16 protein-coding genes are annotated in these 16,270 nt (G+C 58.6%); 6 read left to right on the forward strand and 10 right to left on the reverse strand.

From position 1 onward, the window contains the following. Nucleotides 1-256 precede the first annotated feature (256 nt). From POS15_RS11355 to POS15_RS11375, 5 genes are all read right to left on the reverse strand, one after another. The gene (locus POS15_RS11355; protein ID WP_050483607.1) at nucleotides 257-1,288 is read right to left on the reverse strand and encodes an ankyrin repeat domain-containing protein; all 1,032 of its coding nucleotides are present in this window, start codon (nucleotides 1,286-1,288) and stop codon (nucleotides 257-259) included. 240 nt (nucleotides 1,289-1,528) lie between these two features. Further along, a complete protein-coding gene (locus POS15_RS11360; protein ID WP_284128195.1) occupies nucleotides 1,529-4,159 on the reverse strand; it encodes an AAA family ATPase in 2,631 nt (876 codons plus the stop codon). 96 nt (nucleotides 4,160-4,255) lie between these two features. Next, on the reverse strand, nucleotides 4,256-4,855 hold the full coding sequence (locus tag POS15_RS11365; protein ID WP_284128196.1) for a hypothetical protein: 600 nt from the start codon (nucleotides 4,853-4,855) through the stop codon (nucleotides 4,256-4,258). A 310-nt stretch (nucleotides 4,856-5,165) separates the two neighbouring features. Next, a complete protein-coding gene (locus POS15_RS11370) occupies nucleotides 5,166-5,702 on the reverse strand; it encodes a hypothetical protein (protein ID WP_284128197.1) in 537 nt (178 codons plus the stop codon). 32 nt (nucleotides 5,703-5,734) lie between these two features. Beyond that, the gene (locus POS15_RS11375) at nucleotides 5,735-6,244 is read right to left on the reverse strand and encodes a tyrosine-type recombinase/integrase (RefSeq protein WP_284128198.1); all 510 of its coding nucleotides are present in this window, start codon (nucleotides 6,242-6,244) and stop codon (nucleotides 5,735-5,737) included. 37 nt (nucleotides 6,245-6,281) lie between these two features. Between POS15_RS11375 and POS15_RS11380 the strand changes: the two genes are divergently transcribed. Beyond that, nucleotides 6,282-7,423, forward strand: a protein-coding gene (locus tag POS15_RS11380) for an IS3-like element ISStma9 family transposase (protein ID WP_087944428.1) whose coding sequence is annotated in 2 segments (ribosomal slippage) — nucleotides 6,282-6,519 and nucleotides 6,519-7,423 — 1,143 coding nt in all. Because the reading frame shifts where the segments join, the coding sequence is not laid out codon by codon here. Between the two features lie 362 nt (nucleotides 7,424-7,785). On the opposite strand, the gene POS15_RS11385 is transcribed toward POS15_RS11380, so the two are convergent. Beyond that, the gene (locus tag POS15_RS11385; RefSeq protein WP_284128199.1) at nucleotides 7,786-8,457 is read right to left on the reverse strand and encodes an integrase arm-type DNA-binding domain-containing protein; all 672 of its coding nucleotides are present in this window, start codon (nucleotides 8,455-8,457) and stop codon (nucleotides 7,786-7,788) included. A 395-nt stretch (nucleotides 8,458-8,852) separates the two neighbouring features. Further along, on the reverse strand, nucleotides 8,853-9,644 hold the full coding sequence (locus tag POS15_RS11390) for a M15 family metallopeptidase (RefSeq protein WP_232092451.1): 792 nt from the start codon (nucleotides 9,642-9,644) through the stop codon (nucleotides 8,853-8,855). A 254-nt stretch (nucleotides 9,645-9,898) separates the two neighbouring features. Between POS15_RS11390 and POS15_RS11395 the strand changes: the two genes are divergently transcribed. The 3 genes from POS15_RS11395 to POS15_RS11405 all read left to right on the forward strand — a co-directional run bounded on the left by POS15_RS11395 (nucleotide 9,899) and on the right by POS15_RS11405 (nucleotide 12,588). After that, nucleotides 9,899-11,572, forward strand: a complete 1,674-nt coding sequence (locus tag POS15_RS11395) for a hypothetical protein (protein ID WP_046272093.1) — start codon at nucleotides 9,899-9,901, stop codon at nucleotides 11,570-11,572. A 290-nt stretch (nucleotides 11,573-11,862) separates the two neighbouring features. Continuing rightward, entirely contained in the window at nucleotides 11,863-12,072 is a 210-nt protein-coding gene (locus POS15_RS11400; RefSeq protein WP_049421744.1) for a hypothetical protein, read from the forward strand. Between the two features lie 3 nt (nucleotides 12,073-12,075). Continuing rightward, nucleotides 12,076-12,588 carry a hypothetical protein gene (locus POS15_RS11405; protein ID WP_133120055.1) on the forward strand — a complete coding sequence of 171 codons (513 nt, stop codon included), beginning with the start codon at nucleotides 12,076-12,078 and terminating at the stop codon, nucleotides 12,586-12,588. Here the strand turns inward: POS15_RS11405 and POS15_RS11410 are convergent. After that, nucleotides 12,524-13,120 (reverse strand): hypothetical protein, encoded by a 597-nt coding sequence (locus POS15_RS11410; RefSeq protein ID WP_049400426.1) that lies wholly within the window; start codon nucleotides 13,118-13,120, stop codon nucleotides 12,524-12,526. The two genes, POS15_RS11405 and POS15_RS11410, sit on opposite strands and share 65 nt — an antisense overlap. A 627-nt stretch (nucleotides 13,121-13,747) precedes the next feature. Here POS15_RS11410 and POS15_RS11415 point away from each other — a divergent pair. Beyond that, nucleotides 13,748-13,924, forward strand: a complete 177-nt coding sequence (locus tag POS15_RS11415; RefSeq protein ID WP_005410152.1) for a hypothetical protein — start codon at nucleotides 13,748-13,750, stop codon at nucleotides 13,922-13,924. 114 nt (nucleotides 13,925-14,038) lie between these two features. On the opposite strand, the gene POS15_RS11420 is transcribed toward POS15_RS11415, so the two are convergent. Continuing rightward, nucleotides 14,039-14,821 (reverse strand): hypothetical protein, encoded by a 783-nt coding sequence (locus POS15_RS11420; protein WP_141098920.1) that lies wholly within the window; start codon nucleotides 14,819-14,821, stop codon nucleotides 14,039-14,041. Nucleotides 14,822-14,960: 139 nt separating this feature from the next. Between POS15_RS11420 and POS15_RS11425 the strand changes: the two genes are divergently transcribed. Further along, on the forward strand, nucleotides 14,961-15,416 hold the full coding sequence (locus POS15_RS11425) for a GIY-YIG nuclease family protein (RefSeq protein WP_197614966.1): 456 nt from the start codon (nucleotides 14,961-14,963) through the stop codon (nucleotides 15,414-15,416). Here the strand turns inward: POS15_RS11425 and POS15_RS11430 are convergent. Next, a complete protein-coding gene (locus POS15_RS11430; RefSeq protein WP_284128200.1) occupies nucleotides 15,406-16,260 on the reverse strand; it encodes a hypothetical protein in 855 nt (284 codons plus the stop codon). The two genes, POS15_RS11425 and POS15_RS11430, sit on opposite strands and share 11 nt — an antisense overlap. Nucleotides 16,261-16,270: the final 10 nt, after the last annotated feature.

Consider the following 16,270-nt stretch of genomic DNA (forward strand, 5'->3'; position numbering starts at 1 on the left):
GTCACTCGTCCTCGTCGACACATGCTGGAGGGCCTAGCGGGAAGATGGCGAAACGCGGGGTAGGCAATGCCACTCACGGTAGAGCGTCTCCCCTGCCAGCGCACGCAAAGAACAAACCCCACCCCATCGCTGACATACGCACGAGTAGCTGACCAGAAGGAGACGACCGGGATTGGCGTGGGCAGTGGACCATCGAGGCGCCAAACACCGCGCCATGGAAACCTAGCCAGCACGGGCATGCAATCATGGTGAGATCCTAGATCCGCGCAGGCCGATGCCGCTTCAATGCGGGAACGCTCGTATGATCGTCTAGGTGCTTCCGCGCTTGGGAGGCCTGACGCTCAGCGATGAGCTCAGCAAGACACGACTTTCGTTCAATTCCGTAGAGCGATCGCTCGGTCTCAATGTGATCGGCGTTGTCCAACAGTGCAATCGCAGTTTCCCGCTTGCCTCCCTCGATGGCTGCCGCTAGAGCGTGGGAACACGCCGACTGACTCACCACCCCAATCAGACGCTCAACGATGCTCGTGTGCCCAGCTCTCGCCGCCTCATAGATGGCCTTGTTGCCAAACCCGCGTGGTGCGCCGGCTTTGATGATCGCAGGGATCAGAACATTGACCGTGTCCAGATGCCCGTTCGTCGCCGCTGCATCCAATCCCGTTGCATAGGTATCGCCCGCATCGGGCAGCTTGGCCTTGAGCAAGATTTTGATGAAATCCGTCGCGCCGCGCGCAGCTGCATCGGGCAGGATACTCATCGCGCAAACGATGGCCGACGAGACGGGAAGAAGGAGCTTCACGATGTTGAGGTGTCCGTGGGTTGCAGCCTCCCAGAGTGCACGGTTGCCATTCGCCTTGGGATCGCTCAGCGGAATGAGAAGCGCAACGATCTCTGCATGACCCTCCCTTGCAGCGTGAACTAATGCGTTTGAGTCGCTTGCCAAGGGATCAGTGAAAGGAAGAAGTGCTTCTACGGCTTCAACAGATCCACTTCGTGCAGCCCAAGATAGCGCCAACGACTCGTCGGCCCTGGGGTTAGACACCGGGATCAACTTGCGCAGGATTGACACCTGCCCTCCTGAGGCCGCAACGGCGAGCGGGAAGGCACTTTGCGTCGGCAGAAGCGACGGTAGCAGTGCATCAATGATGTCTTCGTTGTTCGCTTCAACGGCTTCTTGAACGGCCTCCCAAGCCAGCCGAGAATTGATCGGAGACGCAGCCACGATCTTTAATACACGCGACACGTCACCAGCCTTCACCGCTGCTTCTAACTTCTCCCGCTCTTTCACTGCGCTCAGCTCCTCAAAGAGGTTGAAGCTAAGGCAGATCTACGATCAGTCAAGCCGGATCCGGGCTGGTCGCCCCCTCGTTCTGTTCGTCGCCCGATGAACATCCAAAGCTCGGAATGCGGCGCGAGCGAGACTAAGGATGTGGGCGCAAGTCATCCCGGTCGTGCCAGCCAGATTAAGACACCATCTTTGACCGTGGCGCCCCTCCTAAGAGGAGCACCACAGCCTTCTATCAGCAGCTCATGCGGGGGCTGCTGCTGCCGGTGCCCCCTTCTTTCGCGATGCCACCGTCTTCTCCGAGCGCGCATTCACCTCCTTGATGAAGGCATCGAAGTCAGCGATGTCTTCCATGAGCTCGTCCGGCTCAGGAACCGCGATCCCACCGAACTGGGCCTTGTCGTGCGCGTAGTTAGAGCACTTAGCCATACCTGCTTCGATGCGCGCGTAATCAGCATCCGTCACCGTTACACCTGATAGACGCTGCGTCTCCACGCCCTTGCGGAACCGGAGAACGACGTTTCGGAGCAGCACCTCCTCCACTGCTCGCTCCCAAGCCAAGCGCAAGTTGGAGTAAGCCCCTACGGTGAGGTCGTAGTGTTTCTGCTCCTCCCCAAGCTTGTGCGCCTTCGCTGCTTCAACGTGAACGGTTTTGAGGAACCCCACACGCTTTGAACTGCTCAATCCTTCGAATGGAAGATTGGGACTTGCAACGCCGTAACCTTGAGCCTGACGAACCAAGCTTTGGGTCACGACGGGCCTGCCCGCGCGCACGGCAGCTTCAGTCAGTAGGTTCAAAAAATAGATGTCGTGCGTAAAGATGATCACCTGCCGCTTTTCTGCCTCTTCAACAAGACGCTTGGCAACGCGCTCACGACGACGGTGATCTAAAGAGCAAACCGGGTCGTCGAATATAATTGCTCCCGTTTGGCCACTCAGTGAAACCTCGGCCAGGAACGAACCGATAGCGATGGCGCGCTGCTCACCTTCACTGAGGATCTCAGAGGGTGACAATGACTGAGGCAACTCTAGACGAAGTCGGTGGAGCGTCTTTCCACGAGCGGATCGACTCTGCGAAGACACGCTCAGTGAAGAGACCCCGAGTGACTTGAACTCACGATTGAGCGCTTCACCCAGTTCCTTCGAGACCACCTGTGCGGCAACCTCGGTAGCCTTGGTGGAGATCGACCGCGTCCGGAGATGGGGCAGGCAGCCTTTCAGTTTGGATTGCACTGAAAATTTGTTAATGGCGCTAAGCACCGAGTCTTTGACCACCGCCAACTGCATGCGGGCCTTGAGCTCATTGAACTCGCTCTGCAAAGCATTGCGCGCCTTTTCATCCGAAGCGTCATCAAGCGCTTTGGCTGCGCTGTGCAATTGCTCAGCAAGAAGCGAAAGTGCTGCTTTCGGACTCCCCCCGGCATTGATCACCACACTCCAATCATCGGCAGTGGCAGCATCTTTGACGGATTTCTGGCGCGCAATCAACGCCTCTTCATACGCCTCCACGTCGCTGGCCAGCTGCTCGTTTTCCGCGCGAAGCTCGACCCGAATGGCCTCATCCAACCCGAGGGCGACGACCTCCTTCGTCATCGGCACAAAGACCGCACGAAAATCCTCTCGCCTGGCATCGCGCGCCTTCTCTGCCTCAGCCTCTACAAAGGCCTCGAAGCGCCGCATTCGCTCGGCGCCCGCTTGCAGTGGCTGCTGGCAAAGCAAGCAAGCGTCATCCGACGAGAGTTCATCGAAGCTCTTGTCCGGATACGCACTGACGGCAAACTTCTTTGCCGCCTCATAGAGATCTCGCCACACCTCGCCACCGGTGCCTGGCAAGAGTTTGCCGCCCTCTGTATGCAACTGAGCGGCGATCTTGGCTGCGACCTGCGCATTGCGATAGGCATCAGCTGCTTGATGGACGACCGTCACCGCCGCTTCGCTCAGGCGCTCCTCTTCGACTGCCACCTTCGCTGCAAGTGCACTAAACCGCTGGGCCCGAAGACGAACTTGTTGTGCCTTCTCTTTGGGGTTGCCTTCCTTCAGACTGGCTTCCACTTCGGCGTGCCGCGCAAGCTCTTTCTCGCTCAAGGTCGCCAAGCTTTCGATCACCTCAGGCTTGGTCTTGGCAGACAACACAGCAATTTGTTTCCCAACTTGCGTCTCACCGAGGAGAGGCGCGAAAGCTGTAGTGTCGACCTGTGCCCTGAGAAGTTCGTCCGAAACCTTGGCCTCCAGACGCTGACATAGCGTTGCGAGCGCTGCGAACACTTCTAAGCCGTAAGGCACATAGGCAAAGTCTCCCTCTTGGTCGAGATATGCCTTAGCGCAGCGCGCGTCAAAAACCGCAATGGATGAAAGCTCCTCTGGCGGTGTGACGCCCTGCTGCCAAGTAAGCTCGCTGACCACACCGTTTTGCGACACGACAAAGGTCGCCTGCGGCGTGGTGGACTTGGAAGCAGCGAGGTTGGCGTCTGGATGAATGTCCTCTTGTTGATCACGAGCACGACATGCGCGCTTGAGAACTCGCGAGTAACCAGACTTCCCCGACCCGTTACTGCCGTAGATGATTGTTAAGCCAGTTGCACCCATCCCCAGGCTTTGGTGCGGCGCGATAGCATTGACGTGCTGCAAATCCTTCACGGCTTGCAGCACGATGGTGCTCCCACCCGCAGGTGGCAGTGGGACTTGTCCCGCCGCAAGCGGCTTGGCTACCCGCCCCTTCGGATCGGCAATGCCGTTCGCAGATTTCAGCAGCGCCAGCAGGTCCGCCTCGTCTTGTTCATCGAGAGCATTTTTTGCTAGCAGTCGAGAGATGGCATCACTTTGCCAAGGTGGCAGGCCCTTAGACCATTCAAAGATCTCGTTCAAAATCGTCACCACAACCCCCTGTAAGTTCCATTTACTGCGGTGCGGGCATAAGCAGTCACCCGCGATTGAAGCCAGGCACAATCACTGTCCCTGGCTAATTTTCGGTTACATGCCAAACTCCGAATGAAGGGCGTCACGCTCACCTGCCGCTTTAATGGCAGCACGTTCATGCCCCACAAGGTCATCAAAGACCGCCTCGTAGGCCCGACGCGCAGACATGTCCGACCACGCCTCTCTCAGCGCCTCATTGAGAGTGGCGAAGACAACCTCGTCGTCGCTCAGCGCACGCAAGACGGCATCAATGCTCTCGGCATCCAAGATGTGTCCCCAGATCTTTCCCGCGCTTGTGACGATCCAAGGCGCGTCAAAGGTCAGGTCGTCGAATCGCTTGAACTCGACCGCAAAGCCAATCAGGCTCGACCGCCACGCATCGAGGTCGCCCTTGCGGTAGCGCGTATGGCGATTAGTGGCGTAGAGACCGCTGACATCAGGGTTCTTCGCCCGGGCCGGTCCCACACCTGCATCGATCGCGCGCTTCAAGGTCTTGGTGCTTCTGCCCACATAGATCGCCGCTTCTACAGCATTGAAGTCGGCGTCTTCGGGGCGCTCTTCCAAACGGCGGCGCACTTCCGCGAGCTGATCAGCGGTCAGGCGCTTTTGCGCAACTTGGGTCAATCGGAATGGGATGTCACTGCTGTCATTCATCGGGGCCTCTACTCCTGCCAAGCATTCACACTTGACAGGTGCGCGCTTTGCCTTAGACAAGGAAGACTTCAATTTCCCAACTACCTATGAATATCGAAGAATTTTGGAACAGTGCATACATTGCCGCACTCACTCGCTTGCCAGCAAGAGACGCCCGCCGCGAGGCAGACCTTGCCACTGAACTGTGCATTGAGCACTGGCGCTCACATCGGCGCCATTGGGAACCGGGCTATTCAACGATGTGGAAAGATCAAGATGTCACCTCGGCTTTACCCAGCCAGCCACCCGGCCAAACGCTGCCTGACAACCTTTAAGGACTACCCGGCTTAATGTCGTTGGCTCTATCTTTGTTGGCTGCCTCAAACTCTGCGTTAGCCCTCATCCTGACCTGAGCCACGCCCAGTGCTTTCGTTGCACTACCATAAACGCCAAAGATCCGGCCTCCTTGACGAGGCATCACGACAAAGTGAGTCTTGGGTTCAATCCATTTCCCGTTAAGGAAGAAGCTGACACGCCTAACGACGAAGCTCCCATCGCTCGAGCTAGAGTGATAGGTCGTTACCTCAGCTTCTTTTTCGTATTTCCGCGACAGGGTATCCCAGGCCTTTTTCGTCACAGCATCAAATGGATCAAGCCTCTTTGATTCTTTGACCTGAGCAGACGTCAGCCAGACAAGCTCCCCTCTCCTTGCTTCGACGAATTCAAAGCTACAGTCGTCGCCCTGCTCGGTGCCGTAATCCCATGTCACTTGGAGTTCGGCAAATTCCTCATCTCCCTTCTGCTCGGCTGGACCTTCCGAGATGCTGGTGACATCTTCCAGCTTCGCGAGCACATACTTGATGCCCATGTAATCCTCCTTGTTATTGGCAGCCAAACGACTTAGGTCAGAACGGTCAACAGCAGCGGATCCGAGGCGAGCATAACTCGCTCAATTCGCGTCATCTCTTCCAGCAGCCGCGCATCGTCCACTTTAGTGTAGCGGCCGGTAACGTCTCGGCTGTTGCGGTGATTGAGAAGCCGTTTCACGACCGCATACGAAGCCACTTCCTCGGCCACTGTAGCAAAGGTCCGACGCAGGTCGTGGGTCCTAAGCGCCTCGATCTCGCCAGCTTTCTTCAAGCCCTGCAAGATTGCCTTACTGTCCAAATAGTGGCCTTGCACCGCCCTGCTGCTCCGAGCCGGAAAAACCCAAGGAGACTGGCTCTTCCGAGACGCCTCCTCGCGCAGGGTCAAAATCCGCTTAGCGCCCGGCGCAAGCGGGAGCGTATGGGTAGAGCCGTTTTTCGTATTGGCAAAAGACACCCACCCGGCCTCCAAATCCACCCAAGAGCTAATCGAAAGATCTCGCTTATCGATCCGATGGTGAATCGCCCAGGGTTCCGTAGACACCTCGCAGCCATAAACTATGGCTTAGGCGGAGGTGGTTATGAGCACGAAGCGGTACACCGATGAGTTCAAGATCGAGGCGGTCCGACAGATCGTTGAGTACGGCCGTCCGGTAGCGGAGGTTGCCGAGCGACTGGGCGTGTCGATCCATAGTCTTTACGGCTGGAAGCGGCAACAAGGCAAAGGCGATGTTGGCCGGCGTGTCGAGCAGGACCAGAACGCGGAAGTGCGCCGCCTCAAGGCTGAGCTACGCAGGGTCACTGAAGAGCGAGACATCCTAAAAAAAGCCGCCGCGTACTTTGCAAAGGGGTAAGAGCAAAGTACGCCTTCATGAAGCAACACGCAGATGAGTTCGGCCTCGCGGCGATGTGTCGGATGCTTGGCGTCCATCGCAGTGGCTACTACGCCTGGCTAAAAGAGCCGGCAAGCGCTCGCGACAAGGACGATCAGCGGTTGCTCGGCCTAATCAAGCACAGCTGGCTGGAAAGCGGCTCTGTGTATGGCCACCGCAAAGTGACCACAGATCTGCGCGAGCTTGGCGAGACGTGTAGTCGTCATCGCGTGGCACGCTTGATGAAGAGCGAGGGGCTGCGGGCAATGGTCGGCTACGGTCGGCGACCACGCCCATTGAGCGGCCCTGTTGGATCAGTCGCCAAGAACGTTCTGGCTCGCGGCTTCAAAGTCAGTGAGCCAAATCGCGCGTGGGTCACGGACATCACCTACATCCGCACGTACGACGGCTTCCTGTACTTGGCGGTAGTGCTTGATCTGTTTTCGCGTCAGGTCGTTGGATGGGCAACCCGACCAACTCAACATACGGACCTGGTTTTGCAGGCGCTATTGGCTGCAGTGTGGCGGCGCAAGCCAAGCCCCGGGCTTCTGCTTCACTCCGACCAGGGAACCCAGTTCACCAGCGAAGACTGGCAGAGCTTCCTGCGCGAGCACGACATCGTGTGCAGCATGAGTCGACGAGGAAACTGCCATGACAACGCAGCGATGGAGAGCTTCTTCCAGCTACTGAAGCGGGAGCGTATTAAGCGGAGGATCTACAGCAATCACGACGAGGCACGGGCCGACGTCTTCCAGTACATCGAGATGTTCTACAACCCAAAACGGCGGCACAGTTCCAACGACGGGCTGTCCCCGGTAGAGTTCGAGAAGCAGTACGCACTAAACGGCTGACGACTGTCTAGAAAACCCTGGGCGATTCAGGCGCCATTTCAACGGGGCTGCCTCACCCCGCCTGGTTCCCCAGAGGAGCGTCAAAAGCAGGTAGTCACACGCCGTGCGGTAGTTATCAACCTTTCGCCGCTCCCAAAGCGCCGCCAAGAAGCGACCCAGTGAACCGTCGCGAAGCTGCATCGGGTTACGGGCTTGGCTTGCTTCATAGTCCGCCTCCAACTGCTCGCGCGTTCGGTAGCGGCCTTCTTGGTGAAGCACCGTAAACGGATTGATCTGCAACGAAGGCGACCGGCCCGCGTTGGCGGCAATGCGCTTTTCCCGATCCATGCAGTAGCCCACCGCGCGACTGGCCCAACGGAAAGTCAGTTCTGCGGTGGTGACGGTTGGCTTATCAAACGCCGTGGTTGTGGCATTCGCCCGCTTGGTCCCCTCGGCCAGATGGCGCTTGCCCTTGGCGATTTCGTCAAACGCATCCAGGATCCGCTGTTCGTTGACCAAGTCACCGATAGGCAGACCCAATAGATCCACCTCAGCCCGGCCAAGCCGCTTCTCGGCGTATTCCAGCCCCCGAGGCTGCTGTCCTTGGCAGGCCTTGCACGCTCAATCAAATGACGGCGATAGAGCGCAAAGCACGCCTCAACCGTCATCAGGCTTACCCGGATCTCGTCCTTGTCGATTTGCCTGGCCTGGGCGGGCGTCTTCCCACTGGCTTGCATGGAAGCCAGAGCAACCTTGGCGTCTTCACGGGCCTTGGCAAGGGTGATGTCCCGGCAATTCCCCAGTGTCGCTTTGAGCACACGGGCACCAATGCGGCGCTGCAAGATGTAGCTCATCCCGGTTTTGTTCACCGCCACCCCAAAGCCAACCGGCGCGTCTCGGTGGCTATCGAACACCACATAGCGCTTCTGATCCGTATTCGGGGCAAACTTGACGATCTTGCCCTCGGCGTTGACCTCCGGCACGCGCGTGAAGGACAGCTGCTCTTTGACCATGGTCGCCGTAAGCGCCAGACGTCGAGAGGCCTTGTTTTCCATCGTGTAGCTCCGGGTGGACCCTGTTTCGCTGGACGTTATCCTAGGGCGCTACTTTGGCGCTAAAGGTGACTGTCCAAAGACGGGAATAGATGTCCCTACTCGTCCACAGTCGTCGCCACACAGATTACTTAAAGCATTGATTGATATGTCAAAAATCGAGAAGCAGCAGAAATCCGGAAGCGCGCCAGAGCACACCCCGCTCATGAAGCAGTAGCGGCGTGCGACTCATTGGCAGAATCAATTTATTGATTTACAACAGATTGCCAGAGCCTCATCGGATCGTTCGCGGATTTGGCTACCCCTTGGCGACCTGCTCAACCCCCTATTGAAGGACTTTTTGCGCAGCCCCTAACGCCGACTGCGGCAGCCTCGGAGCCATGAGCGGAGGAAGCCACTCATGCGCTATGACGGCCCAAAAAAATGTCGCTTGCCGGGCACTGAAACGACGCTTCCGACCGCGTGCTTTGCACGCCCACCAATCCCCCCATCGGAGCGCTCGCCACGGACAGGTTCCAGTCCCACCGCCGGGCGCACATCCAGCCTTCGCAGGGCGTGGCCGGCGTGATCGCCAGCGGCATCAGCCCGGGCCACATCGGCGCCAAGGGGACCACCGGTTCGGGCACCACCTCGGCCACCAACATGGGCTGGCCGGCGCGGTAGGACCGGATCGCCACCAGGCACTCGCTGCGCATCTCGACGTGGGGCATGTCCTGGAAGCTCTTCCAAGCCCCACCCCACCTCAATCCCGCCTGCTGGGCCAGTTCACCGAAGCGTTGGTAGCCCTGCCGCACCTGCTCGTCCCTCAGGTCCCAAGAAGGGCGCCCACGCTTGTAGATGACCATATCCGCCGCCCAGCCGTGGTTGTGGCAGCTGCTGCCTGGCCCCACCTGGGTCACGCCCTTCTGGCTGGCGAGCAACGCGGCCTGGCGCTGTTCAGAGCGGTAGCCCTCCATCAGGCGCAGGTCGTAGCCCTCGCCCTTCATTTGCAAAGCGATCCGTTCCAGTGTTGAGCGAAGCTCGGGCTGGACACCGTCCCACTGCGGGGCGTCTTTGTGACGGTGGAACAGGCGTTTGAAAAACCCTGGCTTCTTCCCGTGGACCTCGGCGGAATCTGCGGCTGGCGCGTGAGCGTGGACCAAGATGGGGGCGCTGGCCAATGCGAGCGCGAGCAACAAGCGTTGAAACATGAGTAGGCCTCCTTACTCACATGAGCGATACACCCATGCAAGCGGAGAATCGAAAACGCGCAAGGGGGCTTGCGGAATTTTTTCCCTGTCGTAGAAGAACAGGGGTGGGGAAAAGTCGGCCCCACCGCTTCCTGGCGCAACGGCCCCTCCTGCCGTTGCGCCGGGAAGTTTCGTTGGGGGGGCTTGCGCATTCCAGGATCTGATCTATTCGTGAGTGCACACGCTCACTCATTTCAGACCCAGGAGGCCACCCCATGAAACGCTCCCTCATCCACTGCGCTTGGTTGGCAGTCCTTGTAGCGGGTCTAGCAAATGCTCAAACCCAAGTTGGCAACAACGCCACTGCCACAGACTCTGAAGGCACCTCCGTCGGTGACGACTCGACCGCCTACAACAATTGCGTCGCAGTGGGAAAGGGCTCCCTCGCTGGAAGTCCCAATGCAGCATTCGGCGACTGCATCGCAGTGGGAGCGGACAGTGTCGTTGGAACTGGTTCGATTGGCTTCGGAACTCGGGTTCGAGCCCTCGCCGGCGGCGTCATTGTTATTGGAAACGACGCGTTCGCGCCTGCTGGCGCGGTGAGCGGCACGGTCGTCGTTGGCCACAACAGCAACGGAGACAACGCAACCATCATTGGCAGCAACAGCCAAGTCAACGGCAACCCCTCCAATAGCAATGAAGGAGGGGTTGGCGTGGGCAAGAACATTCGAGCTACTGGCGCAGGCACTGTGGTAGTGGGCGATGGCGGCCGAGCTCTCAATTCCAATCATTTGGGGGCCAAGACCGCGACAACCGCGCTGGGAGCCTTCACCAACGCCGACGCTGATGGCTGCGTAGCCCTCGGCGCTACCAGCGACTGCGGCCGCGAAGCCAACACCGTCTCCGTGGGTAACGCTACGCTTAAGCGCCGTGTGTCCAACGTGGCCGACGGCCTCTACGACACAGACGCTGCGACAGTCGGGCAATTAAATCCTATGGCTGGTGCACTGGGGGCCGGTGCACGTTACGTCAATGGACAATTCATCGCTCCGACGTATGTTATGCAGAGCGGCAACACTTACCACACGGTTGCTGACGCGCTCTACGACATCGACGGACGACTTCACACCATTGAGAACAACCCCGGCGGCGGCCAAGGTCCAGCAGGCTCCGATGGTGCCAGTGCCTACCAAGTGGCCGTGAACAATGGCTACCAGGGCAATGAGCGCGAATGGTTGGCGTCGCTGAAGGGAGATAAAGGCGAGCCAGGCCCGGCAGGATCGGACGGACAAAGCGGAACACCAGGGCCAGCAGGCCCCCAAGGTCCGGCTGGACAAGATGGAGAGGACGGCAAGGATGGCGGTGGCAGCTCTGCGGTGGCCGGGGCCAACATCGAGGTCACGGACAACGGGGACGGCACCCAAACCGTTGCCTTGAAAGACACCATTGAGCTTTCCGAGCAGGGCTCGGTCCAAGTGGCCAAGGCCATCCACAACAGCGACGGCTTCACTGTCCAAGGCGGCCCATCGGTCACCCGATCCGGGATCAACGCCGGCAACCAGCGGGTAACTGGGGTGGCTGCAGGGGCGATCGCTCCTGGGTCCACGGACGCGATCAACGGTGGCCAATTGTGGGACTACCAGCGGCAGCAAGACGACCGCTGGAACCTGACGGACCGCCGTTTCCGCCAGCTCGACAAACGGGTGAGCGGTGTGTGCGCCATGGCCCAAGCAAACGCCCAAATGGCCACCTCAACGTCGGCGATCCACGGTGAGAACCGCAACCGCTTGGCCGTAGGTGTCGGTGGCTGCAGCGGCCAAGCCGCCATTTCCATTGGCTACACCCGGGACGTGACCACCCCACGCGGATCCCCATCGGCTTTCTCGATCGGGGTTTCCCGCAGCGGACAGGACACGGCCGTGGGCGCAGCCTGGGCCATCGGTTGGTAACGAATGTCAGCAGCGAAAAGGAGGTGATCGTGTCTCGGCAAGGGCCCTTCGGGCTAGCTGCCCTTGTTTAGTGCGCACACAGCTACCCAACCCGGAGACAAACGATGCCCCAAATGTTTCGAAAGATCTGGCATTGCCTAACAAGCAAATGCCGAAACTGTGGCCTCACGGCCTCAGATCCTGAATTGCGCGCGATTTCCCCACTTGACTCGACTGACCACGCAGGCAACCTGAAATCGTGGACCCCACACAGAAGCCAGACCGACAGCTGGCATATCAGGGGAACTGAAATGAAAAATTTTGCCACTGCTAACGCGAATGAGCGTATCCATCGAGACATTTGCCAAGATTTTTCTTTGAAGATGTGGAAGCAAGACGTTCCAGACATGACTGAAAAGTCGGTGGTTGATGAGTTGCTGGATGCGGCTTTGAAGTCTGCCAAGAGGCTGGGCATCAAGCCCAAAATTGACCAGAACGGGCCCATCCATCACGGGGACTGATGGATGGGTCGTATCAAGCAGGGACGAAGGACAAAGCTTTCCTCTGAAACAGAGGATCTTCTGCGCTGGGCAATTAAAGAACAGTATGCTGATAAGCTGATGTCTGATTTGCTTGATGCCGGATACACTGCGGATGACGCACTCAAAATTGCTGCCGACCTTTCGATTGACAAAAGAATCGAAAAACATATCGAAACGCGAATCGAAGACCTGTGTATTAAGGATTTTGCGAGCGCAGTTAGGGAGGTGATCGCTGAGGCGCAGGATGAGAACAATGGTCACTTCTCCGCATTGCGAAAAAGGCTCTCTTTTCGTGGGGCCTTCTGGGGGCAGGCTTTGAGCTCTTTCTTAATCGCATGCCTTGGATTTGTTCTCATATTTTTTTGCGCAATTATGTGGAAGGCAAACAAAGACACGAAGTTTGGGCGATGGGTAGAAAGAGTTGCCCTTATCAGCGAAGTTGATAATCATTCGTCCAAGCCACCCACAACCACAAGTGATTCTCCAGCCCCTTAAGGGTCTTGGTGGTCGTCCAGGTCTTCCGCCCCAATCGGGCCAGGTCATTGCGCATTTTCGCGAACGCCAAGTTGATGGCGAACAAGGGGTCGTATTCGGGCACGGTCGGAGACCGGAGCTTGGCGTGGGTGATCCCTGGCAGCGTTTGCGCTACCCACTTTCCATAATTGGCATCCCCATCGCTGGCCAGCGTCGCGCCAGCCTTCATTCCAATGGCCGCTTCGGAGAGCACTCGGGGAATCACCTGGGGGCGGTCATTGATGACCCAGCGATTGCCTTCAATGCCTTGCCGCATGCTGGAAGGCTTACGAGCCACCCCGAACGCCAGCACCTCTCCCGTCTTGACGCGAACCACCACCGACACGGAAACCTGCTTCCAGCGGGCATGAATGAAGGTCTCCAGCTCATCGAACATGGCGTAACGAGTGCTTAGAGTGGTCAGGTGCTTTGTGTGATGGGCTTTGGCCTGGGCGGCCAAATGGGCCACCTTGCGTTCCACCGTGCTTTGGCTGCACCCCAGCACCTCAGCCATCCGACGCATGGTTACGCCTGACACGGCCAGCTCCAGGACCTTTCGATTCAACTCCGGCCGGTGCTGGCCCCGCGTGGGCTTGGCCTGCGAAGAAGAAAACCACGCCCCACATCCTCGGCACTCGTAACGAGGCACGGGTTGGCGGTTGTGCCGCGGCCTGTAGTAACCACGCTTCCGGTAAAACCCCGCCGGCGGCACCTGGTGGTAGGCGCACTCGGCATTTGGGCAGCAGGGTCGTGGGCTTCTCATGATCCCAGAACGTAGCGCGGATCTAGGTAAAAGTTAACAAACGTTGGAATGCTATCCCAATCCAGCCCTTTAGATTGGGCATCCAGGACGGCCCCGGTGAGCATCCAACGAGGGCAGCTAGCCCTTCGGGGCCCTTGTTCGCGAACTCCAAGCACAAAAACAATTCAAATACAATTGTTTTCGTTGAAAAGCTTCCTCTTTCGCCGTATAATCGCCTCATCCGAATTTGTGGACAGTTCCGGGTGCGAGTCCTGGGTTGTCGCAATGGTCGTAACGTCGTTTGCCATCGCTCTGAAAGCCCTCAGACGATGGGTGGTTAACCTAAAGGCAAAGGAAGAAGTCAAATGTGTTGATAAAAACAATTACAAGGAACCAAAAATGAAAAAGAAGAATGTTGTAAGAAAGACAATTGAACGCTTTAAGAGCACGATTTATCGCTTGAAGAAGCATCCGCTTGGTGTCGCTATCGGCGTGGCACACGAAGTGGTGTATCAGACGACCATTGCGGTAGCGGCTAGCCAGCTGCCCACCGCACACCCGGTGAACGCGCGTTGAGCCACGCTCCCCGTTGACCGATATGAAAAGCCCGGGCCCAGCCCGGGCTTTTTCTTTGGAACGCTGCTGCTATCCGCAGCGCCTCCGCTCCGGAAGAGCCGAAACCGCCCAAACCTAGCCCCGTCCTTTCTCCGTTGCCACAAACGCGCCATCGGAATGAAGGACCGCGAACGTATTCCCCTGGACGTGCTCTGGCCAAACCTGTCCTGGCAGGCCCACGAACTCCAGCGGAAGGTTGGCCTCTTGGTCTGGTTCGAACCCAGCGAACGGGTCAAAGCTCTGCGGCTGCCAGTCCTCGAACTGAAAGTCCCTGTTCCAGACCATTGCAAAGGCCAGCGGATAGGCCTTCAGGACATAGATCGCCGAACTGCCTTTCCCGCCCAAGATGCCCAGCCCGAAGTCGCGAAGAACCGTTCGACCGCTGTAGGGATACACCCAGTAGTGAAGCCGAACCTGGCGTAGAAGATCTGACCGGTCATCGAACAGATGCTGGCTGTGGCGTTCGTCGTAGCGATTCAAGCCCACCGATGACATGTGGCCCAGAACTCCCCTTGCCACAAGCTGCGGCTGGATGCGGATGCTCTGGTAGTAGGTGACCTTGCTTCGATCACGCAAGATCTCCGTCACCTGTCGACTCATCGATACAAGCGCCTTGTCGTATCGAGAAAGCACCGAGCCGTTGCAGGTCCTGCAGATACTCCTGAAGCAAACACCATTGGGCATCTTGTGCGACCGCGGCTTCTTCTCTCCACTGATTGCATCGGCGACGCTGGACACCCTCAGAGCGATGCCTTGAGCCCACGCCTTGGGCGGCACGTGGTTTTCGGTCAGGTCGGTTTCCTGCCCGCATATGTTGCAACGTCCCTTGGAAGGTCCAACCGGGAACTTAAAGGTCACTCGCCCGCCCCATGCTCGCCATGAACTGCGAAGAGATTACACGCAAGCGACGTGTGGCCTCTCACGTCCTTCGCAGCAGGCTTGCCAACTTCAAATTCTGATCTATTCGTGAGTGGGTCGTCTTACTCACGGAGAGACCATGACCCAGCACCACAACCTGGGACGCAGCGAGAAGTATCACGCCCTGCCCCGCACCCTTTACGCCCTGTTGTTCGACGACGGGGGATGCTACGTTGGCCAAAGCTCGAACCCGCAGCAGCGGGAGAAGCAGCACCGCTCCCCCAAAGGCGGCTGGCACCGTCCCTTCCGGTTCCATGCGCTGGAAGTGGTGACCGCCACCAGGGCGGAAGCCGAAGTGTATGAGCAGGCGTGGCGGGTGAGGGCCTCCCGGGAGGGGTGGCGCATCTACGCCAAGCCACCGGGGATCGTGGTCAACCCCCACCGGCGGGCCACGGCCCACGTGCGCGGGTTGGCCCACCAACGGCGGTGGCAGCTGGGAACACCGGTGAAAGCCCCCTCCGAACGCGTGGGGTGGTGGCCATGGGCAGCGGTGGTGATCAGCGTGTTGGCGCTGGCCCGATGCGTCACCGGGTAAGCCTCATCTCGCGCAACTCCGCGTTTGTGATTGGCACCCGGGGTTGCGGTTTCAATCCTGCCAGCAGCTCTTCCACGTCCTGGACCAGGTTGCGCACCGGAGCAGCCTGGGTCTCGGACAAGCCGACGCTCAGCGCCATTTCTTTGTGTCGCTCGGTGCCCAAGCGTTCGGCCATGCGCTCCATCACGTCGTCCGTCGTATACATGCGGTAGCTGCCCTTGGTGAGGCGGGTGAACGCCACCAAGGCCGACTGCTGGTCGAGCATGCCCATGTTCGTGGCCAAGTGGTAAACCTCGGATTTCCCTTGTCCTTGCGCCTTGTGGACGGTCATGGCATACCGGTGGGCCAAGGCGTTGTGCTCGCTCGTGTTGAATTGCACGATGCGCCCATTCTCCTTCGGATTCGAGCCCTGGATGCGCACCACCACGTCGTAGCCGCCGGACTTGTCCTTTCGAATGCTCTCCACCGTGCCCTCGGTGCCGTTGATGACACCCAAGTCGTTGTTGGTCGCCGTGAACATCACACGGTCGCGGCGTGAGAGCGTCAGATCCTCCCACTGCCCTTTCACGATCGAGCGGAAGGTGAATTCCTCTCTGTCCAGCACGCCTTGCTCCTGGAGCCCCTTTCGGATGCCCGTGGTGAGGGCTTTGACTTCAGAGCGCGTGTGGGCCAAGACCAGCTTCTCGTCCATCGGCGTTTCGTCTTTCAGGTAATCGTCCACCAGCGCCTTGATGGCCTGTCTTTCCGTTCCGAAGTCGTCGATGCAGTTGCGCTGCTTGAGGTTGTTCAGGATTTCTGTGCCCATATCAAAGGTGCCTCGGCGGCTGCGGTGCCCGCGGCGCATGTCCTTGACC

This window comes from Stenotrophomonas sp. BIO128-Bstrain, from assembly GCF_030128875.1.
GTDB lineage: Bacteria > Pseudomonadota > Gammaproteobacteria > Xanthomonadales > Xanthomonadaceae > Stenotrophomonas > Stenotrophomonas bentonitica_A.